Source organism: Desulfosporosinus cupriresistens (genome assembly GCF_001707885.1).
Classification (GTDB): Bacteria; Bacillota; Desulfitobacteriia; order Desulfitobacteriales; family Desulfitobacteriaceae; genus Desulfosporosinus.
The window spans coordinates 85,529-109,142 of the sequence record NZ_MASS01000001.1 but is presented as its reverse complement, the minus strand read 5'-3'; the positions used below and the strand labels follow the sequence as shown (position 1 = coordinate 109,142).

General features: G+C 42.1%; 27 protein-coding genes and 4 riboswitches. Of the genes, 26 read left to right on the top strand and 1 reads right to left on the bottom strand.

The features are described from left to right. Positions 1–5: 5 nt before the first annotated feature. The 20 genes from DSBG_RS00500 to DSBG_RS00410 all read left to right on the top strand — a co-directional run bounded on the left by DSBG_RS00500 (position 6) and on the right by DSBG_RS00410 (position 13,662). Positions 6–806 (top strand): ABC transporter ATP-binding protein, encoded by an 801-nt coding sequence (locus DSBG_RS00500; protein ID WP_068962265.1) that lies wholly within the window; start codon positions 6–8, stop codon positions 804–806. Continuing rightward, the gene (locus tag DSBG_RS00495) at positions 800–1,651 is read left to right on the top strand and encodes an ATP-binding cassette domain-containing protein (RefSeq protein ID WP_068962264.1); all 852 of its coding nucleotides are present in this window, start codon (positions 800–802) and stop codon (positions 1,649–1,651) included. The genes DSBG_RS00500 and DSBG_RS00495 overlap by 7 nt, the downstream gene beginning before the upstream one ends. 219 nt (positions 1,652–1,870) lie before the next feature. After that, a riboswitch (NiCo riboswitch) is annotated at positions 1,871–1,965 on the top strand. Positions 1,966–2,518: 553 nt separating this feature from the next. After that, positions 2,519–3,469 (top strand): cation diffusion facilitator family transporter, encoded by a 951-nt coding sequence (locus DSBG_RS00485; protein WP_068962262.1) that lies wholly within the window; start codon positions 2,519–2,521, stop codon positions 3,467–3,469. A gap of 15 nt (positions 3,470–3,484) precedes the next feature. Further along, positions 3,485–3,694 (top strand): hypothetical protein, encoded by a 210-nt coding sequence (locus DSBG_RS00480; protein ID WP_068962261.1) that lies wholly within the window; start codon positions 3,485–3,487, stop codon positions 3,692–3,694. Further along, on the top strand, positions 3,685–4,416 hold the full coding sequence (locus DSBG_RS00475) for a protein kinase family protein (RefSeq protein WP_068962260.1): 732 nt from the start codon (positions 3,685–3,687) through the stop codon (positions 4,414–4,416). The genes DSBG_RS00480 and DSBG_RS00475 overlap by 10 nt, the downstream gene beginning before the upstream one ends. A gap of 16 nt (positions 4,417–4,432) precedes the next feature. Then, the gene (locus DSBG_RS00470; RefSeq protein WP_068962259.1) at positions 4,433–4,702 is read left to right on the top strand and encodes a hypothetical protein; all 270 of its coding nucleotides are present in this window, start codon (positions 4,433–4,435) and stop codon (positions 4,700–4,702) included. 32 nt (positions 4,703–4,734) lie between these two features. Continuing rightward, on the top strand, positions 4,735–5,409 hold the full coding sequence (locus DSBG_RS00465) for a DedA family protein (protein WP_068962258.1): 675 nt from the start codon (positions 4,735–4,737) through the stop codon (positions 5,407–5,409). 111 nt (positions 5,410–5,520) lie between these two features. Then, on the top strand, positions 5,521–6,210 hold the full coding sequence (locus DSBG_RS00460; protein WP_068962257.1) for a protein kinase family protein: 690 nt from the start codon (positions 5,521–5,523) through the stop codon (positions 6,208–6,210). 95 nt (positions 6,211–6,305) lie between these two features. Further along, positions 6,306–6,917: a cytochrome b/b6 domain-containing protein gene (locus tag DSBG_RS00455; RefSeq protein WP_242877355.1), complete on the top strand. Its 612-nt coding sequence runs from the start codon at positions 6,306–6,308 to the stop codon at positions 6,915–6,917. Positions 6,918–7,084: 167 nt separating this feature from the next. Continuing rightward, on the top strand, positions 7,085–7,492 hold the full coding sequence (locus DSBG_RS00450; protein WP_068962256.1) for a hypothetical protein: 408 nt from the start codon (positions 7,085–7,087) through the stop codon (positions 7,490–7,492). Positions 7,493–7,504: 12 nt separating this feature from the next. Continuing rightward, on the top strand, positions 7,505–8,020 hold the full coding sequence (locus tag DSBG_RS00445) for an FAD:protein FMN transferase (RefSeq protein WP_068962255.1): 516 nt from the start codon (positions 7,505–7,507) through the stop codon (positions 8,018–8,020). Positions 8,021–8,027: 7 nt separating this feature from the next. Continuing rightward, positions 8,028–8,213: a hypothetical protein gene (locus DSBG_RS23900; RefSeq protein WP_282434182.1), complete on the top strand. Its 186-nt coding sequence runs from the start codon at positions 8,028–8,030 to the stop codon at positions 8,211–8,213. Then, the gene (locus DSBG_RS23895; RefSeq protein ID WP_282434181.1) at positions 8,210–8,452 is read left to right on the top strand and encodes a cob(I)yrinic acid a,c-diamide adenosyltransferase; all 243 of its coding nucleotides are present in this window, start codon (positions 8,210–8,212) and stop codon (positions 8,450–8,452) included. The genes DSBG_RS23900 and DSBG_RS23895 overlap by 4 nt, the downstream gene beginning before the upstream one ends. A 56-nt stretch (positions 8,453–8,508) precedes the next feature. Continuing rightward, positions 8,509–8,692, top strand: a riboswitch (cobalamin riboswitch). A gap of 339 nt (positions 8,693–9,031) precedes the next feature. Continuing rightward, a complete protein-coding gene (locus tag DSBG_RS00435) occupies positions 9,032–9,817 on the top strand; it encodes an energy-coupling factor ABC transporter permease (protein ID WP_068962254.1) in 786 nt (261 codons plus the stop codon). Beyond that, positions 9,814–10,110, top strand: a complete 297-nt coding sequence (locus DSBG_RS00430; protein ID WP_068962253.1) for an energy-coupling factor ABC transporter substrate-binding protein — start codon at positions 9,814–9,816, stop codon at positions 10,108–10,110. The genes DSBG_RS00435 and DSBG_RS00430 overlap by 4 nt, the downstream gene beginning before the upstream one ends. Then, positions 10,107–10,877, top strand: a complete 771-nt coding sequence (cbiQ, locus tag DSBG_RS00425) for a cobalt ECF transporter T component CbiQ (RefSeq protein WP_068962252.1) — start codon at positions 10,107–10,109, stop codon at positions 10,875–10,877. Before DSBG_RS00430 ends, cbiQ begins: the two co-directional genes overlap by 4 nt. A gap of 5 nt (positions 10,878–10,882) precedes the next feature. Beyond that, positions 10,883–11,734: an energy-coupling factor ABC transporter ATP-binding protein gene (locus DSBG_RS00420; RefSeq protein ID WP_068962251.1), complete on the top strand. Its 852-nt coding sequence runs from the start codon at positions 10,883–10,885 to the stop codon at positions 11,732–11,734. Between the two features lie 22 nt (positions 11,735–11,756). Beyond that, positions 11,757–12,281 carry a DMT family transporter gene (locus tag DSBG_RS23495; RefSeq protein WP_242877354.1) on the top strand — a complete coding sequence of 175 codons (525 nt, stop codon included), beginning with the start codon at positions 11,757–11,759 and terminating at the stop codon, positions 12,279–12,281. Beyond that, positions 12,272–12,607, top strand: a complete 336-nt coding sequence (locus tag DSBG_RS23490) for an EamA family transporter (protein ID WP_242877364.1) — start codon at positions 12,272–12,274, stop codon at positions 12,605–12,607. The genes DSBG_RS23495 and DSBG_RS23490 overlap by 10 nt, the downstream gene beginning before the upstream one ends. A 314-nt stretch (positions 12,608–12,921) precedes the next feature. Beyond that, complete coding sequence (locus DSBG_RS00410) at positions 12,922–13,662, top strand: precorrin-6A/cobalt-precorrin-6A reductase (RefSeq protein WP_068962250.1); 741 nt, start codon at positions 12,922–12,924, stop codon at positions 13,660–13,662. A gap of 194 nt (positions 13,663–13,856) precedes the next feature. Here the strand turns inward: DSBG_RS00410 and DSBG_RS00405 are convergent, their stop codons facing one another. Beyond that, entirely contained in the window at positions 13,857–14,648 is a 792-nt protein-coding gene (locus tag DSBG_RS00405) for a lipid II flippase Amj family protein (RefSeq protein ID WP_068962249.1), read from the bottom strand. A gap of 153 nt (positions 14,649–14,801) precedes the next feature. Beyond that, a riboswitch (cobalamin riboswitch) is annotated at positions 14,802–14,989 on the top strand. A gap of 136 nt (positions 14,990–15,125) precedes the next feature. Between DSBG_RS00405 and DSBG_RS00400 the strand changes: the two genes are divergently transcribed. From DSBG_RS00400 to DSBG_RS00380, 6 genes are all read left to right on the top strand, one after another. After that, positions 15,126–15,320, top strand: a complete 195-nt coding sequence (locus DSBG_RS00400) for a hypothetical protein (RefSeq protein ID WP_068962248.1) — start codon at positions 15,126–15,128, stop codon at positions 15,318–15,320. 9 nt (positions 15,321–15,329) lie between these two features. Beyond that, positions 15,330–15,514: riboswitch (cobalamin riboswitch) on the top strand. A 159-nt stretch (positions 15,515–15,673) separates the two neighbouring features. After that, on the top strand, positions 15,674–19,981 hold the full coding sequence (locus DSBG_RS00395; RefSeq protein WP_068962247.1) for a X2-like carbohydrate binding domain-containing protein: 4,308 nt from the start codon (positions 15,674–15,676) through the stop codon (positions 19,979–19,981). Positions 19,982–20,253: 272 nt separating this feature from the next. Beyond that, complete coding sequence (locus tag DSBG_RS00390) at positions 20,254–21,021, top strand: DUF4430 domain-containing protein (RefSeq protein ID WP_068962246.1); 768 nt, start codon at positions 20,254–20,256, stop codon at positions 21,019–21,021. 24 nt (positions 21,022–21,045) lie between these two features. Next, on the top strand, positions 21,046–21,285 hold the full coding sequence (locus DSBG_RS23485) for a hypothetical protein (protein ID WP_242877368.1): 240 nt from the start codon (positions 21,046–21,048) through the stop codon (positions 21,283–21,285). After that, entirely contained in the window at positions 21,173–21,955 is a 783-nt protein-coding gene (locus DSBG_RS00385) for an energy-coupling factor transporter transmembrane component T (protein WP_242877363.1), read from the top strand. The genes DSBG_RS23485 and DSBG_RS00385 overlap by 113 nt, the downstream gene beginning before the upstream one ends. Next, positions 21,937–23,610 (top strand): ABC transporter ATP-binding protein, encoded by a 1,674-nt coding sequence (locus DSBG_RS00380; RefSeq protein WP_068962244.1) that lies wholly within the window; start codon positions 21,937–21,939, stop codon positions 23,608–23,610. The genes DSBG_RS00385 and DSBG_RS00380 overlap by 19 nt, the downstream gene beginning before the upstream one ends. The last annotated feature ends 4 nt before the right edge of the window (positions 23,611–23,614 follow it).

Genomic DNA, 23,614 nt, shown 5'->3' with positions numbered 1-23,614 from the left:
CGAGAGTGGAGAGTATACTCAAAGTCGAAGATTTATGTGTGAGTTTCAATGGACCTGAAGGAAGTTTTAGGGTAGTTGACAGCATAAGCTTCGAGGTCGAGGTAGGGAAAATAACCTGTGTCGTGGGACAAAGTGGAAGCGGAAAAAGTATGACCGCCCTGTCGTTAATCAATATGATTCCTTTGCCCGGAAAGGTGAGTGGCAAGGTGATATTTAAGGATAAGAACCTGTTGGATCTGTGCTTCAAAGAAATGCGCGAAATTAGAGGGAGACATATATTTTCTATCTTTCAACATCCGATGAATTCCTTGAATCCAAGTATTAAAATTGGGAAGCAACTTTTTAAATTTGCCAAAAGCCATGGTATGAGCGAAAATAAACAGTTCTACAAGGAAATTGCTGAGATCCTAGACACCCTAAATTTCGTGAATTCCAACATTATACTAGATCAGTATCCGTTTCAATTAAGCGGAGGGATGCTCCAACGGGTGATGATTGCCCTTGCGATCTGGATGAAGCCGGAGATTATCATTGCGGATGAGCCGACGACTGCCCTCGACGCCATCGTTCAGAAAGAGATCTTGAAGCAGTTTAGTATGATTAGGAAAATGTTTGATGTCTCCCTACTTTTGATAACCCATGATCTTGGTGTGGTGGCGGAGATCGCCGATGATGTCATTGTAATGAAAGAAGGAAGAGTTGTTGAAAAAGGGAACGTCTATAAGATATTCAACAATCCTCAGGAGCCCTACACTAAATCCCTACTTTCTGCCACGTTTAGAAAAGAGGCAGGCTTAGTATGTTGATGGAGGTATTTGAGCTTAATAAATATTATAAAAAGAGTATTTCTCTGATGAGCAGGGATGAAGAATTGATTATGGCCTTAAGTGATGTGAGTTTTGGTATTAAGCATAATGAAATTGTAGGAATTGTTGGGGAAAGCGGGTGTGGTAAAAGCACCCTCTCTCGCCAACTTGTAAAGCTGGAAAACTTGACATCAGGCAAGATTGTATTTCAGGGAGAGGACATAAAAAAATTTAGAGGATCTAAATTGAAAACCTTCAGGAAAAACTGTCAGGTAATTTTCCAAGATGCCATGTCTTCGCTTAATCCCTCTTTCACTATTAGGGACATTTTGTCCGAACCGCTAGACAACCATTATAATCTTAACCGAGCAGAGAAGCATTCGATAATTAAGGTGATGCTGGAAAGAGTAAGGCTCAAGGAAATAATTCTGGATCGATTTCCCAAAACTTTAAGTGGAGGAGAACGGCAAAGAGTTAATATATGCCGTGCACTTCTCTTGGAACCGAAGCTTTTGATCTGCGACGAAATTGTTTCAAATCTTGATGTTTTAGCACAGGCTTCAATTCTCCAATTATTGAAGGAGTTGAATAGAGAGTTTAAGATGTCTATCCTGTTCATTTCGCATGATATAGGGGTGGTAAAATACATATGTGATCGAATTATGGTGATGCAAGCGGGCAAGCTGGTGGAAGTCATCGATAGCAGGGATGGGACCTATAGAATAACTCATCCCTATACTGAACAGCTTTTTGCATCGCTACCTGTAACCCATCCTGATAACAGAGCTAATAACTCTATATTAATCTATAACCATACGGATAACCAAGAAAGGTCTTTGAGATAGGTATCTGCTTCACACATCATGGTATGAGCCTTTTTTGGGAAATTGAAAGATCATGGAACGCCCATGTTTAGGGTCAGACCTCCAGGGTCTTTTTTGTACATTACAGGTTTTGTTTTGTTAGAAATTAATTCGATATTCCGCCAACCAAACTAATTGAGATCGTACAAAAGCTCTGTTGACAAATTAATTTGTTTAACATATAATATGAAAAATTAAATATCTTAACTAATAGAGCAGGCGATACACTTCTATAAAGTGTGTGGGGCTGGGCTGGCCAAGAGCCGGCAGCAGGATAAAATACCTGTGGGACTATAATTCTAATAAAATTATAGTCCCACAGGTATTTTGGTTAAATCGGAGGTGGTATTCGTGAATTCATTTCGTTTTAGCATCATACATAAAAAGAAATTGTTTTGCATAATATTCCTCTTACTATTTTCGTTGATGTCTGTGTATATGCCTCATAGTTTAGTTGAGAGTTCTGAGCACCATAATTATGAAAGCTCGTTTAAGTATATTATAAATGATAACAAACCAGTCGCAAATCTGAGAAAATTACTCAAGAAATTAAAGTCATTTGTTAACAAACTATTTAGGTTGCCACAAATACTATTGAATAGGGTTGTTTTAGCAACTATTCTCTTAGTTTTATTCAATATGCGATTTATGCGCTTTTCTAAAGTTTCTATTCTTCACTTATTCCCTTTCCTCTGTTTCTACTTCTATGGGAGCAAATACAAGCACAGTATGAATCACTCTGATTTGTTACCATTAATGGGTGTCTAAAGTTAGACATTCCATCGTGCGTAACTAAAAAAATCAGTGTTTTTTTGCGTGCTTAAATAAGTTAGTAGGATGGGGAAAATCATGGTGATTGATAAACAAAAGGCAGCGTTGAGTTCTGTTTTTGCAGCAATTTTCCTCACATCAATGAAAATTGTAGTGGGTATTTTTACAGGCAGCCTAGGTATTTTATCCGAGGCACTGCATTCAGCGTTGGATTTATGTGCTGCAGTTATAACATTTTTTGCAGTAAGGTTTTCCGACATACCAGCAGATGCCAAGCATCACTACGGACATGGCAAGATCGAAAGCTTTTCTGCGCTGATCGAAACAGTTTTGCTTTTCATGACCTGTGGCTGGATTATTTATGAAACGGTGGAAAAGCTTTTTTTCGGCAAAGGTGTGGAATTGGTTGGAATTCAATGGGGTGTATTAACGATGAGTATTTCAATCATTGTTGATGCTTCAAGGGTGAAAGTTTTGAAGCAAGCTGCCAAGGAACATGGTAGCCAGGCCTTGGAAGCGGATGCACTTCATTTCAGTAGTGACGTATGGAGCTCGTCAGTCGTTATTGGGGGCTTAGTTTTTGTATGGATCGGTGATTACTTCAACATACCTGTTTTGAAGTACGCAGACTCAATAGCGGCTTTAGGCGTTGCGCTACTTGTTATTAAGGTAAGCATCAAGCTTGGTAAGGAGACCATTGATGATTTGTTGGATACAGCACCAAATGGCATGAAGGAAATGATCGAAAAGGAAATCAGCAAAATATCAGGTGTTCTTCAGATTAATGAAATCAGAATTAGACCCTCAGGGGCAGTTCGGTATATCAATATTAATGTCGGTATTGACCCAAATCAAAGCCAAAGAACGGTTCACACTATGGTTCACGAAATCAGGGAAACGATTTCAGTGAAAATACCGAGGTGTGATATTGTGGTCAGCACATTTCCTGTTGATGCACTTGGAAGTGATGATTCAAGCAGGGTGAAGGGCATCATGACTAAAAACGCAAAGACACTAAATAACGATTAATAGGGAGGATTCACTATGAGCTCTTTTTCAAGATCAAAAAATAAAGGACATTACCCGGATCAGAATCATGGCGGCGGACATTATAAAAGGCCGCATGGCTCGGGAGGAATACTTGGTAAAATCTTTGAAGCCCTGACAGGTTCGAAAGGGCATTCACGGTCCGGTTCAGACGATAGCAAGGGGCATTCTTCAAGTCGTCATCGCCGTAAGAGTTCATGGTCCTAAGCCTATTTAGACGGGACAAACAATATTGGCCCTCAGAGCAGATCGCAGACTATACAATCGAGAAAACAATAGGAGAAGGGCGGTTTGGTATCTGCTATCTGGTTTCTGATGGTCAAAAATCGTATATACTCAAGCAACTAAAAAGAGCAATGCTGAAGAAAGCTGGGGTAAAGGTCCGGTTTGAGGAAGAAATTCTAAGGAGCTTACAGCATGAGAGCGTTCCCCGGTTTATTAAAAAGATTGAGCGTGAGGACTTCAACGGCTATGTACTTGAATTCAAGGAAGGTAGAACGTTCGAGGACATTATTTATCTTGACAAGCACGTGTTTGAAAGAGAAGAGATATACAGAGTAGGACGCCAGGTTGTCGAGATTTTAAAGTATTTGCATTCAAAGAGCATAGTCCATAGAGACATAAGGGTGCCAAATACCTTGTATGATTGTCAAAAGGTTAACCTTGTTGATTTTGGGCTAGCTCGTTGGATTAATAACGAGAAATACAGGGCAGATATGGACTTCGCATTTTTGGGAGACTTCCTTCTGCACCTGTATTACTCTTCTTTTGAACTCAGAGGTTTCAAGAAGCGCCCCTGGTATGACGAATTGCAATTGTATCCAAAGGAACTATTATTTTTAAAAAGGCTGATGGGTGTCAATCAAAGGTATACAAGTATTTTTGAAGTTGAACATGATTTTTACGAGACGTTTGAAGCTTATCAATAAAAGAAGGGGTAAAAAGATGGATTTTGAACAAGTTCAACATAATTTTAGACAGAATGGGCTAGGAAAAAAAGTCGCAAAGGTAGTACTCACAGGCTGCTTATTTCTTGTCATTGTGTTTGTAATTTTACTTGTAATTGCAGTAATATTGGCATTTAAATACAATGCACAGATATATGATGGATTTGTGAGGATTATCAATTATATATTCGGAAATTCACCGGAAAATTTGATCAGTGGATATTTCAAACAGTTTGCCGATAACTTTTTAAAGAATCTTTTTAATTAATATTGACGAAAAACAAAGGCTGAGGAGATTTTATGGAGATAATTACTCAATTAGTAGATTTTGTATTACACATAGACAAGCATTTGGTTGAGATAATACAAAGCTATGGCGCATGGACGTATTTATTACTGTTTCTTATTATTTTTTGTGAAACGGGACTGGTTGTTACACCGTTTCTGCCGGGAGATTCATTGCTCTTTGTGATTGGAGCTTTAGGTGCGACCGGGGCTTTGGATTTTGAGATGGCAGTAGTGCTTTTGATCATTGCAGCGGTTGGAGGAAACACCCTAAACTATTTCATAGGGAAAATGATAGGTCATAAAATTCTTGAAAACAGTAAATTCACATTTATTAATCGGATTATTAAGAAGGAATATATTGAAAAAGCTCATGCATTTTATGAAAAGCATGGGGGGATAGCAATATTACTATCTAGGTTTTTACCCATATTGCGTACTTTTACGCCCTTTGTAGCAGGAATAGGTAAAATGAGCTTTGCTAAATTTATGATGTACAATTCAATAGGTGGCATTGCTTGGGTATTACTTTTTACGATGGGCGGATACTTTTTTGGTAATATTCCAGCAGTCAAAAACAATTTCACGTATGTAATACTCGGGATAATTCTAGTCTCATTTCTGCCTGTTGTTATTACAGGGTTTAATGCAAGGCGGGAAAAGAGAAGTGCTGTAATTTCCGAAGAGTGATATATTTTTGAACAAATGGATACATTCATACTCTGCGGCCCACATATTAGAGCCTTCTAGAGGATTCTGGTGGTTGCATTTGTATATAAATAGATCAAAGGGTGTGATCCAATGACGTGGCATATTGCAACGCAAGAATTAAGTAAAGTAAAAGTTACAGCTAATGGAGAAAATGATTTTGTTACCGTAAAGGGGAACTCTGATAAATTCCAGTGTATAGGAGTGGGTACGGATGCCGCAGTATTTCGTTTTGTTCATGCACCACACTATGCTTTTAAGGTGTTTCGTATTGACAAGCTTGCAAAGATAGAAATTGAAAAAGAGGTGTATTTAAAACTTGGTCATTCAGGATATTTTCCTGTTTGTTATGGCAGTGGATTGAATTTCCTTGTAATAAGTTTTGAAGAGGGAATAACTCTGTACGATTGTTTGTTAAAAGGCATTCATATACCGAAACAAGCCATACAGGATGTAGAAAATGCGAGGAATTATGCCTTTAACAGAGGACTAAACCCAAGAGATATTCATTTGAAAAACATCCTCCTCCACGAAGGCAGAGCCAAACTTCTTGATGTCTCTGAATATATGAAACGAGGAAACGATAACAGGTGGAAATACTTGAAAGAAGGATACAAGGAACACTATCACTTAATTGATGGAAAAGCCCTTCCACACTGGATTATCGAAACCGTAAGGAAATGGTATAACAAGGCAAAGTCCGACAGTTTCAACTATCAAGACTTTGTTCAAGAACTCGCCATCTTTTTCAAATGGGAGGATAGATTAAAGTCATTTAAATAAAATGCTAGAAAACTACAAAATCAGCCTTAAAGAAGACGGCTGTTTATGATGACATGTCAACGTCCAGGATGATTTATTGAGAGGAAGGGTTAATCGTGGTAAATGAGATGTTAAGCCCCAAAAGGAAAATGGTGGTACGGCATAGTAAATCTGTCCGGATTGAGCATTGGTTAATTGCATTGTCAACTATTTTGCTCATCATTAGTGCCATAGGTGAAATCAAAGTTATCCATTACATGGCGGCCGCTGTCCTAATACTAGCGTCCTGTTTTCACGTTATTAGTCACCTTATCCGCAAAGAGTTTGGCTTATTACTGCGAAAGGGTGACATCAAACAATCATTCAAGATCATCAAGGCAATGTTGCTCGGAAAAGCTGAGCCTCAACATGACAAGTACCTGGCAGAGCAACGGGTTGCGTACACCTACATTTTCATCTGTATATCTGTATTGATTCTTACTGGAATTGTAAAACTGCTAAAGGAATTCCCTTCTACCAAGGACCTTGAAAAATCGTTGAAGGTTATAGGCGAACTTCACAATGTAGCAACAGCAGCATTGATAATTGGAATTGTTGCACACCTTCTTGCTTTTTACATTCGCGAAAATCGCCCACTACTTAATGGGATGTTGACAGGAAAGGTTGACTTGGAATATGTGAAAAATCGACATCACCTTTGGTACAAGAAATTAAATATACGTGACTAACTATTTTGTTGTTCTCCCTGTCATTGGCTAGAGTCATGAGAGGGAGTTTTCTTATTGCTCAAGGTACATTTCAGGTTGATTTCAGTTTAGTCAATTATAGTTAATATCATCGCAACCCGCTTGAGAAGATGTGAGATATCGAAGACTTATTTTGAAAGGAGAATTACATGAAGAACAAAAGCACGTTGGTTAGTTTGGTTTTTGCCACAGGAAGTGTCGTTGCCCTTGTTATGATACTGGGTAATCTGGAAAGTCCTTCTTCTCCTCAGTCCACGACTAATACTGTAGTATTACCTGCGAGTTCAGTTAATACTACAGTAGCTCCTGCGGGGCAGGGTAAAGTAGTGAGCACAGGTATTTCGTATGAGTATGACTTTGACGATGAAAAAGATGATGACAAAGACGATAATAAACACAATGGCAAACACGATGGAAAAGGTAAGAAATATGGGAAAAATAATCAGGCCTTGCCTTCTACAGCCGCTACTTCAACTTCAATTCCCTCGACTCCTTCAACTTTAGATTCCTCCCAAATCCAGCAGAATCCCAAGCAATCCACTACCCAGGCTTCGTAGTGTGTCTGATTTATGAAGAAGGTCATTGGTATAGCTTTTGAGGCTATGAATACATCCGTAAATGTGCGGGTAATCACTACTATTGAACGGATGGAAAAACTAAAAAATTATCTGAATTTGCTGCCGACCTGGTTCACCGAGGTAGAAGCGGTCTTGAGTCGGTTTGATCCCCAAAGTGAGTTGGCCCGTATAAACACTGGGGCAGACGGTACCTATCAAGTTTCTAATATATTGGCCGATGTTGTTTACTTGGCCTTAAACGCTGCCAAGGTTACCAATGGTATTTTTGATCCTACTATCCTCAGAAAACTGGAACAAGCTGGTTATGACTGTACGTTTCAGGAAGTTATGGACAGAACGGAAACAGGGTTACCGGTACTGGTAAAAGAAAACGTACAAAAAGCCAGGTGCGGAAGAATGGTGCAGAGTAATAAGGTGGATAAGACGATTAAAATAGATCGACGCACGGGCAGCCTTGTTAAGTTAAACGGGATAGGCCTTGATTTGGGCGTATGGACAGGGACTTAAGGTCCTCATGGTTCAATTTTTAAAAGGATGGACTACCGGAGAAATGAAGTTTATCGCCAGTTTAGGACCGTGCTTTCAGCTCTTTAGTAAGAAAGAAAATGACAAATTCAGTTGGGGAATGACAGAGGAAGAAATGGGAGGAATAAAAGGAGAAATGCGGATTGGTCTGAACTATACTATGAGGCCGTCATGAGCGGAGAATGGGATTTGATCATCATGGACGAGATTATGGCTGCGGTGAATTGCGGGTACCTGCCCCTGAAGGAAGTAGTCGAGCTTGTTAAGACTAAGCCACTAAAATTGGAACTCGTTCTGACAGGGAGGGATGCCCCCTTAAAGCTGATTGAGTTAGCGGATTATGTCTCAGAAATAACTGCCCGCAAACATCCCATGGAAAAGGGCGTCATGGCTCGCGAGGGTATAGAGTATTAAGATTAGTTGGGCCTTAGGCACTTGACCAAGTATTGCTTTTGTGATAAATTTAATTTAAATTTAATAGACGAGCAAGCGATTTTTCTTAGCCGAGAAATCATAACAGGGAAGCCGGTTTAAATCCGGCGCGGTCCCGCCACTGTAATGGGGAGTTTGTGCCACATCCACTGAGGAAACTTGGGAAGGAGGCACTAAACGAGGAACCTGAGCCAGGAGACCTGATTGCTTATTTGCTTTACTCACGATGGATGGGTGGCAGGAATTATTTAATTCAGCCCTTCATATTTTGGAGGGCTTTTATATATTTTTAAATGTACATAAATAGTTTCCCGAGGGAAACTGACCTGCAGGGTAAAAGTCTTGTTCAAGCGGGATCTGCTATCAAAAATGCGAATGCGACTTGAAAGCGGAAGAGAACGCGCCGTTCGAGGCAACCGATACATTGCTGTCTTTATGATGAGTAATGTGAGGTTGTCTCTTTATTTTTTTTTATAGGAGTGGATGAGAAATGTAAGAGCTGAATCAATGAAGGATAGGTTTGAAGTTTGACGTTTCAAATGAAAGGGGTCGATGATTATTATGAATCTACGTATGATTAAACAGATCAGCTTATTAATAGCCTACGTTTTGGCTATCTATATCGTCTTTCCCAATAATGCTTATGCTATGCATATTATGGAAGGATTCTTGCCTTTTAACTGGGCCGCCTTCTGGTGGCTGGCCATGATTCCGTTTGTTATCGCTGGAGTACGTTCCATTAAGAAAACGGTGACACTCCATCCAAGTTTAAAAATGCTACTCGGTATGGCTGGAGCTTTTGCGTTTGTTTTGTCTGCCTTGAAAATTCCGTCCGTAACGGGTAGTTGTTCGCACCCGACAGGTGTAGGTCTAGGTGCCATACTATTCGGACCGGCAGCAATGACCGTCTTGGGAATGATTGTTTTAATCTTTCAGGCTTTGCTACTCGCCCATGGCGGTATAACGACCCTTGGAGCAAACACGTTTTCCATGGGGATTGTTGGTCCTTTTGTCTCCTATGGTATCTATAAGGGTGCCAAGAAACTCGGAGCTCCCCTATGGCTCTCAGTTTTCTTGTCCGCGACTATAGGTGATTTAATGACTTATATCACGACATCCATTCAATTAGGGCTAGCGTTCCCCGCAGCTTCGGGCGGAGTAATGGCTTCCGTAATAAAATTCATGAGCATTTTTGCGGTCACTCAAGTTCCCTTAGCTATAAGCGAAGGTATCCTCACCGTTCTAGTCATTAATATCCTAAGTGCTTACAATCAAAAAGAGTTGGGATTTTTAGGCGTATTTACTGGGAAAGAGTTACCCATCAAGAAACAGGGGGTGAAAGCATGAAACCAATAGCCAAGAATGCAATATTACTAGTAATAGTAGTTGTACTGTCTTTTGGTCCGCTTTTTATAGCGCACAATGCCGAATTTGCCGGAGCTGATGCTCAAGCATCAACAGCAATCAGCACGCTCAATCCCAATTATACTCCTTGGTTTACACCCTTGTGGGAACCGCCCAGCGGAGAAATAGAATCTTTTTTGTTTGCCTTGCAAGCAGCCATCGGAAGTGGATTCGTCTTTTATTTTATTGGACTTTCGAAAGGAAAATACAACGCCAGTAAGAGAGAACAAACGTGATTGACATAGATAGTTACGCCTATAGCAATAATCTAAAAACAGTTCACCCAGCGGAAAAGTCTCTTTTTGCGATGGTTACCATGGTAGTGTGTCTAACCGCTACCACGGTAATCACTCCTCTGATCGTCTTAGCTTTAATGGCGGGGGGGATAATCGTCAAAGCAGGCATCCCCACCCGAGTTTTTGTCAAGCTTATGCTTGTTCCTCTTTCGTTTCTCCTGATTAGCGTTTTAACGATTGCTTTTTCAGTCTCGACCAATCCTGCGGGATTTTGGCTAGCTCAAACCATTCATGGTCTAACCGTAGGAATACACTACCCAGATCTGATCACAGCAGTTCATCTCTTTCTAAGATCATTAGGGGCTGTTTCCTGTCTTTACTTTCTAGCCCTAACCACACCCATGACTGAAATAATCACAGTACTTCACAAGCTGAAAGTTCCTATGATTATTACCGAATTAATGGTGCTGATTTATCGCTTTATCTTTGTCTTTATGGACACAGCCACCACGATTCGTCGTGCTCAGCTTTCTCGATCAGGCTATGTCTCTCTGAAAAGTTCTTTTCGTTCGTTGAGTCGGCTCTCCTCAGCACTATTAGGGAAAGTTTTTGTTAAATCCCAAGAGCTATACAATGCACTGGCTGCGCGGTGTTACTCGGGGGAGATTAAAGTGCTTGCCAAGAAACGTCCTGTTAGCCTCAGAAATTATCTTATGATAACTGGGTTCGAGATCCCTTTAATCTTATTGAATTTACTTTGGAGGTAATACGTTTGTCCGAGCTCATACTTGAAGCAGTTGATTTAGAGTATTCTTATCCAGATGGCACAAAGGCCTTGCGCAATGTTAATTTGCAAGTTCACAAGGGGGAAAAACTTGCCATTTTGGGATCGAACGGAGCGGGAAAATCCACGTTATTTATGCAATTTAACGGGATTTTTCGCCCCAACTCAGGGACCATCAAGTACCAGGGAGAAGATATCTCTTACAAAAACAAGGCTCTTATTGAATTACGCAAGCAAGTGGGCATCGTATTTCAAGATCCAGATAGTCAGTTGTTTTCGGCAAGCGTTTGGCAGGATATTTCCTTTGGCCCTCTCAATCTTGGACTTCCAGAAGAAGTCGTGATCGAGAGAGCGAAACAAGCTCTAATCGATACAGAAACCATGGATCTAGAAGATAAGCCAACGCACTTGTTGAGTTATGGGCAGAAAAAAAGGGTTTCTATCGCAGGAGTACTGGCGATGGAACCGGATGTCATCATTTTTGATGAACCAACAGCTGGGTTGGATCCTCGTCACTCCCAAGAGTTCATGTTGCTCCTGGAAAAGCTGAGTCTTGAGGGTAAGACGATTATTCTGTCCACCCATGACGTTGACTTAGCCTATTCCTGGTCAGACAAGATGGCTATAATGTTCGGTGGAGAGATCATCGCTCATGGTGACCCTGGTGAGTTATTTCGGCGAACAGAGATTGTTAAACAGGCAGATTTAACCCTTCCTTGGCTAATAGAGCTGCACAGCGAGTTGGTGCAAAAAGGCTGGCTGCCTCCATCTACCCCTTTACCGAAAACAAGGAAAGATTTGTTTAGAAGCATCCCCGCCAAGATCGAAAGAGCGGGTTAATACTTGACAAGAGGAAATAAAAATGAAGAACAGAAATACTACCCCAATGCTGCAAGCAGTAATTGCCGCTGCTTTGTTTGGTGCAAGTGCCCCTCTTTCGAAACTGCTTTTAGGTGAAATTGCACCGACTCTAATGGCATCATTTCTATATCCTGGCAGTGGTATCGGGCTTTACTTACACAGATATGTACAGAGATACTTCCACAGATTAGACGAACGTTTCAGTGATGAGGCAAGCCTGACCAGAAATGATTGGCTCTGGATCATGGGGGCTGTACTTGTCGGTGGGATAGTAGCTCCCATTGTACTGATGTTTGGCCTGAAAAATACACTGGCCTCTACGGCTTCTCTTTTGCTAAATTTCGAGGGTGTGGCAACTACCGTAATTGCTGTCGTTGCATTTAAAGAGACTGTCGGAAAAAGGATATGGATTGCTGTACTACTGATTACCATGGCAAGTATTTTGCTCTCATGGGATTCATTCGGGCAGTGGGGTTTTTCATGGAGTGCCATTGGAGTAATTAGTGCTTGTGTTCTGTGGGGATAGACAACAATTTCACACGAAACGTTTCGGACAAAGACCCTCTCTCGATTGTTACAATCAAAGGATTAAGTGCCGGTACTTTCTCCTTAATTCTATCCGTTATTTTGGGTTTTCCGTTACCTGCGTTCAAATTTGTTCTTCTGGCAATGGTCTTAGGCTATTTCAGTTACGGGCTAAGTATCGTACTATTTATTCGAGCCATGAGAGAACTAGGGTCTGCTAGGACAAGTGCTTTGTTCGGAACGGCTCCTTTTGTTGGAGTAGCACTATCTTTGCTCTTGTTCAGAGAAAGCCAAGGCACGTTGTTTTTTTTTCTCTTCCTATCATGATTATTGGGGCAGTCTTTTTGCTCAAAGAAGACCATGAACATTTACATAAACACGAAACAACGGAACACGAGCATAGGCATAACCATAACGACTCACACCATACACACGGCCATTCTGATCATGAAATACCTAAAAATGGCTATCACTCCCATGTTCATGAACATGAATTTATAATTCATGAACACCAACATACTCCCGGCATATATCATAGACATGCACATTAGTAATAAACAAAGGTGTCATATATCCCATACACATTAGGCGTGTATAGAGTTACACTTGTTTTTATAACGGGTATATGGAGGCTAACAATAATGATCATGTTATTGGGAGAAACGGCGGCAGCGCGTGAAATCTGTGAGTGTCTTAAAAACAGGGGGATAGAGTTTAAACGAATACAAACATGGACGGAAAAGGCTTTTTTGCAGAAGCCCTCCTTAATACTTGATGCCAGCCCTCCTTCCAGCAGTGTAAAATTTGCCCCGTTACGCCAATGGTGTGAGCAAAAGGGCATTCCTTATCTTAGGTTAGAAAGACCAGAGACTGTCATTCCAGACAGCTTATTAATATATCCAGTTCTTACGTGGGAGGAAGCTTTGCTTCAGTTAGAATTGCGAGTCGGTGCAATGCATGAAACAAAAAGACGAATAATAACGATTTTCGTGACGACGGGCAGCCACCAACTGGAAAGCATCGTGCAAAGCACCTTTGCTCGCTCTGCACGATTAGTTGTTAGGGTTCTTCCTGAAGGGCGTTTAGTCCAAAAGTGTCAAGATATGGGCATTTCTCCGAGGGATATCGTAGCGATGCAAGGGCAATTTTCGAAGGAGATCAACAAGGCAATGTTGAAATTCTATGGAGCAGATATTCTCCTAACCAGAGATAGTGGAGCGGCTGGTGGGACCGATACTAAAATCTCTGCAGCTTTAGAATTGGGGATTGAGACAGTCCTTGTGAAGAGAACCAAGACAAATGGTGGTTTAACTGTGAATAATGTCCAGGAACTACTGGATTGGGTGGATACGAATTGCCCAAAATTGATTTCTAAGGACTAGGACTCTCTATTGGTGAGATTATACCCTCTAAATAAATCCTGCAGTTTTTGAAACGGAGAAGCTAGGAGCAATCAGGATTTGCAGAGATTGACTCAGTGGTCTTATCAGAATTTGTCCTTCTCCTTTCGAGGGTTTGAAGTCGGCTAAGGTATGTGAAGTTTTAATTTTCCGAACGAGGATTGGAGTCTAAAGTATCACTTATAAATATTTGCAATGGCATGGGCCACTGGGGTAAGGAGCACTTGTCCCATTATGGTTCCTATTAGCTTGGCGCTCATCAACATCACGACAAGCGCTTTGACATCTTCGTAGGGACGATTCCCCTTTAAAGCCTGATCAGTAATGATAGAAGATTTAGGGTCAACAAAGAGCATAAAGATAATATTTGCGGCACTGTTAATTACTCCTGCCGAAGCGGAAGCCGCTAAGCGATGCTGGGCATCAACAAGTAAAGCAGCATAATAAGCTGACATCACCCCTATGGTGTAGATTCCGGTGACAAGAGAATTGAGAGCTATTAATTGAATAGGTATTCTTTTAAACGGCAGATTATTTACCATCTTTTTTGAAGGTAAAGTAACATTCTCAATAAATCTACGGATACTGCGAAATTTCAAAGCATCCATTACAACAAATGGTACAGACCCAGACCGTTCAAGATTTTTTACAGCTCTGGAAAAAAATTTTAAAAAAGTGGGAGTTAATACTATGCCAAAAAAAGTTCCTACCGTCGCTACCCAAATGATCTTGCGTATGGTAGGAAGAGGGTCGATAGTTTGATTAATGGAACTATCCATCAAACCTCCAAACAAAGGAGCTTGCAGTGTATGTGCTGTAAGAGAGATTAGATAGAATAGGTTAAAGAGGGTATTGGATAAGGCGAATTGCCGACTTTTAACAGAATTAAGCCGCACAGAGTAGGCAAACGTATCGATTATATGAATTATAAATGTTGAAACAAATAATTGGTAAATATTGAACTGCACCAACCCACCCCCATCCTTGATATGACTATGTCAGATAGGGGATAGAAATACCCAGTCAATATATCAGTTAGTTTGACAATCAGTGCTAATAATTGTAAATTTATGTACTGACAGGGTTTACAAGAATTTAGAATTAAGGTTATAATGAGGACAATTAAATATTAGGTAATGAGTGATTCTTTTCTAAGGGAAAGAATTTAAAAGGGAAGTCAGTAAAATCTGACGCGGTCTCGCCACTGTAATAGGGAGTTGCCTCACAAATTGTCACTGGATTTTTTCTGGGAAGACGTGGGGCTATGATGAACTAAAGCCAGGAAACCTGCTCATTGCAGATCAACACAGGAACCTACGGAAGATAGGGGAGGTGTCGTTTATGTCGGGAAGTCAGCGTATATTATCCGGCTAGCGGAGTCACTATATCCCTTTACAGGTATTCTGTAGAGGCTTTTTTTGTTTCTCTTGAAGGAGGCCTGACTGATGAGAGATCGAGAGAAGAATCAGGAGATGGAAGAGCACAGGCAAGCGTTGCTTGATGCGCGAGGAGAAATCTTAGGGAAGTATAATTCGGAAAAGGAGCAGAGGATTCAGTGGCTTGTGAAGTTCATAGATATTGAAGACGAACTCGAAGAATTATCCCGACGGAAAACCAATGGACTAGCTCATAGGAGATAACGTAAAATTTAATTTATGAAAAATTCAGGTATCGGAGCATGAGTGCTTCGGTTAAAAAGGAAGCAGGTGCAATTCCTGCACGGTCCCGCCGCTGTGATGGGGAAATGTTTCGTGAAGGCCACTGGCATAGTCTGGGAAGGCGCGAAACATTGATGATCCAGAGTCAGAAGACCTGCCTGTATTTTAGACACCAACTACTCTACGAGCGATAGGGGGAGGTGTTAAAAGTGCTGGCATCAATCTATGATTATCAGTATTTTTAGCCTCTTGACCGATCGGTTGAGAGGCTTCTTAATTTCTAAAGCAACGAGGAGATACTTTAGCTATAGGCATGTAGAGGGGGATAAATAGAAATGAAAAGAGATTTTCGAAAATTATATTCATGGCTGTTGATAGCTGTAATGATGCTTTCCATGTTGGTTGTGCAAATTCCTTTGGCTAAACCGGCTTATGCGGCATTAGATCAGAACAGCACTATAACGCCTGTGACAGCTGTTTTTGACAAGAATTCTGCTCATCAAACCGATGTGCAAATAACGACGACTCTTAACGGAAATAATTTAAACAGTATAACCAATGGTGGAACTCCGCTGACGGTAGGGAACGACTATACAGTAACGACCGGCAGCAGTATTACCATTGGTAAAGGATACTTGGCCCAACAGGCGATAGGAACAACAACACTGAATTTTATCTTCAGTGCCGGCAATCCTCAGGCTTTGCAGATAACGGTTTCTGATTCCACTCCAGCTTATTCAACCAGTCTTACAAAAGTACTTAGCTATTATCACAGCAATAATTATAGTAATGCCACTACCTGGTGGGATATGGTAGGACTCTGGGGTGCAGGGGAAGGCAGTAAAACCAGTTGGGACAGCAGCAAAACTATTCTTGCTGGAAATATTCTGGGAACACTGGCCAAGGGAGAAGATCCGAGCAATACTCTAAACGGACGTAACCTCTTGTCAGAGCTGAAGGCGACACAGGACAGCAGTACAGGTGTATTCCCAGGTTCCTTAGGTCTAACTTCAAGCGACCAAATCTGGGCTATGGTGGCTCTGGATGCTGCGAAAACACCGTATGAGCAAGAAAAAGCAATATCAAATTTATTGACATATCAAAATTCGGACGGAGCTTTTTTTTACTCAACAGACTACAACACTAGTGATCCTGACCAAACAGGGATGGCCCTGCTGGCTCTGGCCAACCATCAAACGGTAACTGGTGTTCAGACTGCTATCAATAACGCTAAAGCTTATTTGAAGAGTATTCAACAGAATACAGGAGGATTTGCTTCCTGGGGAACAGATAATCCCAACAGTGTAGCTACAGTGATTTCGGGTTTGGTAGCTGTCGGTGAAGATCCTTTATCGGATAGCTGGAAAAAGAACGGGAAAACCATGCTTGATGACCTGCTAAGTTTTCAGTTAGCCGACGGGTCATTTTACTCTCCTTATAATCCAGGAAAAACTGATGCTATGGCAACCTATCAGTCCTTGATTGCGTTGGGGGATCTATTTGCCCATAAATCAGTCTGGCAGAGGCTGCAAGAAAGCAGTACCCAGGGAAATAATAACAGTACAATAACGCCTGTGACGGCTGTTTTTGACAAGAATACTGCAAATCAAGCCGATGTGCCAATAGCAATGACTCTTAACGGACATACTTTAACCAGTATAACCAATGGCGGGACTACGCTGACGGTTGGGAGCGACTATACGGTATCGGCCACTAGCAGTACTGTAACTATTGCTAAAGGTTACCTAGCCCAACAAGCGACAGGAACAACAACACTGAATTTTATCTTCAGTGCTGGCAATCATCAGGCTTTGCAGATCACGGTTTCTGATTCCACGCCGTCAGGCAGCGGAACTTCTTCGCAGCCGCCTGTCCAAAGTAATATTACTTTGACAGTTGCCGGAAAGAATGGACAAACTATTCTCTCGTCGACAACCGTGCCCTTGGAAAGTGGGGATACGGTTTATTCCGTTCTGATAAAGACGCTCGGCCAAGCGGCTGTTACTGGGTCAGGTTCTTATGTTACGGGGATTAATGGGATCAACGCAGGTACTGATGGTCCTTCCAGCGGTTGGATGTATTCAGTAAATGGTGCTTATCCGAGTGTAAGTGCAGCGTCAATTACTTTGACAAACGGTGACGTAGTGGTTTGGCAGTATACGACCAATATGGGCAAAGACATAGGTGCTCCGGATAACAGCGGTGCAGGAACAGCTACCAGTGTTAGCCCAATTCCAGCCCAGCCAACAGTCACTAATCCGGTTGGCTCAACTGGATCAAACAGCCAAACTAATCAGGACGCCTTGGCAGTCTTAACTAATGTCACGGCCCAGCAACAGGCCGGGGCTAGACTCCCAGACAACACTCCCACTGTAAGTCCGGCTGGTACAGAGCAGGTGGTCCTGCAGGCAGCGGACGGAGTTCAGCTGACTGTGCCGCCAGGAGCGTTAAGTAATCAGAGTACTCCGGTTAAATTCACAGTCGAGATAGGTAAGGTGACGACTCCACCTAAGGCCGACACAGGCGCGATAGTCATCAATCCTCTTAAGTTCCAGCGCCAGTTTGGCTTTGAAAACTCGACAGGTGCTGAACAGGCAGAGCCTGTTCAGTTTAATGCGCCCGTTGAGATTAGTTTCCCTGTCGCCTCTGGAGATCTTCCCACCGGGATCACGACCCAACAACTGGCCATCTATTGGTGGAATACGGCCAAAAACGATTGGGTTAAGTTGGGCGGCGTTTTTGACCCGATCACCAAGACCCTATCCGTGCCTACTTATCACTTTTCTACGTATGCTGTCATGGCAGATGTTTCGAGTGTGCCTAAGCGTTTGGCCGGCCTTGACCGCTTCCAAACAGCCAATGCGGTGGCCACACAGGGCTGGAAAGCTGGAGCAGACAATGTGGTTTTGGTTAATGCCTATGCGTTTTCTGATGCCTTGGCTGCAGTTCCCTTGGCCTTTAAGCTCAACGCTCCTATCCTGTTAACGGAGACAGACACTCTTACCCCGTCGACTCTGGCAGAAATACAAAAATTGGGGTCGAAAAAGATTACCTTAATCGGCGGGACAGCCGTCATTTCCCAGGCTATCCAAGCTGAACTGGAAAAAGTCTACGGAGCGGACAATGTGTTGCGCTACGGCGGACGGGACCGTTATAGCACGGCAGCTCTGCTTGCCACTGCTTTGGGTACAACAGGGAAGGCCATCATTGCCAATGGTGGTGAAAATAGTTATGCGGATGCTCTAGCTGTATCCAGTTATGCTGCCTACAAGGGAATCCCGATTCTTTTCACGGAACGGACGGTTCTTCCAGATCCCACAGTTCAAGCACTGGCTGCGCAAAAAGTCAGTTCCACCATTGTGGTGGGCGGCAGTAACGTCATCCCGGAAACTATTACTCAGCGTTTGCCAGGAGTGGTACGTTATGCTGGAAGTGACCGTTATGCGACTTCAACGGCCATAGCCCAGGGGTTACGTCTTAATACGGACCGGGTTTATGTAGTGACAGGTCTAAATTTTGCCGATGCCTTAACAGCGGGGAATTTGGCTGCGCATTCTTTCTCTCCGGTTATTATGGTTGATAATACCATACCAGAAGCCGCTTCAAGTTTCCTAACCGCCCACAAAGGAACGACTTCCGATCTGGTCATTGTGGGAGGGACCGGGATTATCAGCGCAGATCAAGAAACCAAATTGCGTACGCTAGTTCCTAATTTAGTTCGGCCTCAGGAAGGAGCTACAACCCGCCAGCAGGTGGATGAAACTATCAGTGGTTTGGCAGTCTGGGAAAAGGCTACTATTCAAGCGGCCTTTAAGCAGGCTGCTTCAGGTGAAATTATTGATCCTACGGTCTATAATTGGCCCACTGTCGGACTGGGTCAGCTGAACCTCAACGATGGCTTGTCCTCTTATCTGGCGGAAAACGAGAAGTACCTTGGCCAAGATTGGAACTCCGTCACACGGAAAGTGACCAACCTAGCCAGAATGTGCTTGGCAGTAGAAGCAGCCAAAGGAGATCCCCGCAATTTCGGTGGCAAGGACTTGATTGCTGAGATCGCCAATTATCCTGATATTGAAGCTCAGGGCATCAATGGGCCGATTTTTGCCCTGCTTACTCTGAACAGCGGTGATTATAATTTACCTTCGACTGCTCAATGGACGCCAGAAAAATTACTAAAAATCATTCTGAACAAGCAATTGTCTGATGGAGGATTCTCCCTGGACGGAACGGGTGATAGTGATCCGGATATTACGGCGATGGCTCTTCAGGCTTTAGCCCCTTACTATTCAGACAGCCATCCGGAAGTGCAGGCTGTTGTGAATAAGGCGTTAGCTTGTTTAAGCGCACTGCAGGATTCGGAGGGAGGATTTAAATCCGGGGGCACAGAGAGTAGTGAAAGTGTTAGCCAAACAATGATTGCTTTGTCGTCGCTAGGGATCGATATGGATACCAACTCGATGTTCATTAAAAATAACAAGACGTTATTGAGTGCCTTGCTTCAATTTAGATCCGCGGACGGTGGTTTTAAACATCTATTAACGGGGAATTCGGATAACACTGCTTCCGAGCAAGCCCTGCTGGCCTTAGCCTCTTATGTCAGATTAAAGGATGGAAAGACTTCCTTATATGATTTTCGTCCTTAGAAAACCCTGACGGTTCAGATCTCTTCTGAATAATACTGGTAATACTGGAGACTAGAACTATGTTCATTCGAACGCTAGGAGCCTTGGCGGATGCATAATGAATCTGAATGTTATGCCAGTTACCGGAAGCTAAATTTGTTGTGATAGGGGTAACGATTAAGGACAAGAGTAATTGAGTGCCTAATATATGAGGGTCCGTTAACATTGGATAATCTATGATCAGGAATACGGACCCTCATATATAAGAAAATGTGTGAGGGAAGGACTATAATTTGAAAAAGCTAGCATCGCTTCTTGCCATGTTTCTGTTAGTAGTGGCTCTTCTTTTGACGGGGTGTGGCGTAGATAATCAAACTGCATCTGGGTTGCCTAAGGACAGCGTGAATAAGGTATCAAGCAATATGGAAGCAACTAAATCAAACAATACTTCTCTTGGGCCAGAAAACAAAAATAATTCAGCAGATAGCAGTAAATCCCAAGTTGATCAACCAATCAAAGCAGATCTGCCTAAGACAATAGATAGCGCTCAAAGTCAAGAAAATCCTTCTAAAACCACAGCGGCACTCACGACGACTATCAAAGCTAATCCTTCCACGCCAACACCGACAATTCAAGTTCCGATTCCAATACAACCTGAAAATACAGACAAGCCAGCAGTAACTATTGCGATCAACTGTTCTACTGCAGTTGCTAAGGGTCTCGACAAGCAGGAAAAATTTAAAGATGTCGTTCCTGCTAATGGAATCATTTTGCCTCCCACAAAAGTAGAGTTTAAAGAGGGAGAAACTGTGTTTGATGTATTGAAGATAGTCGTTCGCGAAAATAATATTCAGATGCAGTATGAAGGTTCCAATGGAACAGCTTATATTAAAGGGATTAATAATCTTTATGAGCTTGACGGCGGACCTTTAAGCGGATGGATGTATTGTGTCAACAAATTGTATGCGAACTTTGGGTGTAACCAAACTAAGCTTAAGAATGGTGACACCATTGAATGGAATTATACCTGTAATATGGGCAGAGATTTAGGCCAGAAGTGATCGGGAGAGTGAAGAGGGTCGAAAGTGGCTACGGAAGTAAGGGAGAGAGCAGCCTTTGAACAGAGCATTCTCAGCGTTTCATCCAGCAGTAAGCTTTGTGTTTTTTGCAGTAATGGTAGTTTTTACGATGCTTTTTATGCAGCCGGTTTTTTTGGGGGTAACCTTAATTTCAGCCCTAATTTTCTCTTTCATTTTGAATGGGGGAAGGGGCGTGAAGTTAAGTCTCTTAGTTTACCTCCCCATGTTTTTATTAATCGCAGTTAGCAATCCTTTATTTAATCATCGAGGAAGAACAACGTTGTTTCTCTTCATGGACAATCCCATTACCTTAGAAGCTATACTGTATGGAATATGTTCGGCGGCGTCTCTGATCGCCATTCTGGCCTGGTTCTCTTGTTACAGTAAAGTTATTACAGCGGATAAATTTTTATATTTGTTTGCCAAGCTGACTCCGGCGGCAGCCCTGCTGATTACAATGACCATTAGAATGATTTCCAAGTTAAAATATCAACTGAAAACCATATCTAATGCTCAACATACAATAGGGTTGGATCAAAGAACAGGAAGTCTAAGTGAGAGAGTTAAAAAGGGCATGAGAGTCATATCCATAATGCTGAGCTGGTCAATGGAGGATGCGCTTGAAACGGCAGATTCAATGAAGGCTAGAGGGTATGGACTAAAAAACAGAACGACTTTTTCACTCTTTAAATTTGATAAGCGGGATGGCTTGTTATTAGGCCTGATTAGCGTACTAGCGGGCATATGCTTTGTGGGGTATTTCGCAGGATACGGGACAATGCAATTTTATCCGTCAATCAGACCTTTGAATTTATCACCCCAGGTTATTGTCCTATATATAGTATTTGCAGTATTAGCGTTTTTGCCGATTATTATTGAAGTAAGGGAGAGCTGCAAATGGCGTGCTTACAAATAGAAAACTTGAGCTTTTCCTATCCTAATACCCAGGAAAGAGCACTCGAAAGTGTGAACTTAGAGATTAAGGAAGGCGAGTTTGTTTTAGTATGTGGCGAGTCAGGTTGTGGCAAGAGCACCCTTTTACGGCATATTAAGCGTGAGATTACACCGCATGGTAGTAAGGTGGGTACGTTATATTATAGAGGGGTAGATATTGAAAAATTAGATCAAAGAGTGGCGGCTTCTGAAATTGGATTTGTGATGCAGAATCCAGAAAATCAGCTGGTGACAGATACCGTTTGGCATGAATTGGCGTTTGGTCTGGAAAATTTAGGGATAAGTACTTCCGAAATTCGTCGTAAGGTGGCCGAAATGGCCAGCTTCTTTGGCATCGATGGCTGGTTTAGAAAATCGGTTGACGAATTGTCCGGCGGACAAAAACAACTCTTGAATTTAGCCTCGGTGATGGCCATGCAACCAAAGCTGCTAATCTTGGACGAACCAACGGCTCAGCTCGATCCCATTGCGGCTCAAGATTTTTTAGCAACGATCGCTAAAATAAATAAAGAATTAGCAGTTACCGTCATTTTAACAGAACATAGACTTGAAGAAGTATTCCTTATGGCTAATAGAATTGTGGTCATGCAAAAAGGAGCAATCGTTTGCTTTGATACACCAGAGCAAACAGCCAAACTATTAGCCAATAATCATCATAAACAGACTATGTTTAAAGGATTGCCATCTGCAATTCGGATTTATAGCGAGATAAGTTTGGGCAATCATTGTCCTTTAAGCGTGCGGGACGGGAGAAAATGGCTCGCTGAATATATGACCCCAGTCGAGAAAATCTTCGATGATCAAGTGAAAGATCGAGCTCAAAAGCAAAAGCCTGTCATTGCAGCGGAAGAAATATGGTTTAAGTATTCCAAGGCAGGGGATGACATTTTGCGGGGATTTTCGCTTAAGGCCTACTCGGGGGAAATACTCTGTGTGTTAGGTGGCAACGGAACCGGTAAAACGACCATGCTAGGCGTGATTTCAGGATTACTAAAACAGTATCGAGGAAAGGTTGTCATTAACGGTAAAAAAATAGAGGCTTTCCAAGCTGGAGAACTTTATCGAAACAATCTTGCTCTCTTACCTCAAAATCCAGCCGCTTTATTTGTTTGTGATACTGTCTTAGGGGATCTGGAAGAGGCGGCAATGATGCTTAGACTGGATAAGGATACTCTAAGCGCTGAAATTGACAGGATTGCCAAAGAATTGAGAATCACTAAATTTTTTGAACGACATCCGTATGATTTAAGTGGTGGAGAGCAGCAAAAAGTGGCACTCGCCAAGCTTTTATTATTAAAACCCAAAATTGTGTTATTAGATGAGCCGACCAAGGGGCTTGATGCAGAGTCTAAGGAAGAATTAGGTGAAATCTTAAAAAAGTTAGGCGGCCAAGATGTTGCGATAGTTATTGTAACTCATGATATCGAATTTGCGGCGGAGTATGCTGATCAATGTGCCATGATGTTTGACGGAAATATTGTATCAGAAGGAAAAGCGAAGGAGTTTTTTGCAGGAAACAATTTTTATACGACAGCTGCCAACCGGATGGCCAGAGGAATATTCCCCAAGGCAGTGACTTGTGAGGACGTGATTGCACTATGCAAGCTAAGCATATAAGCAA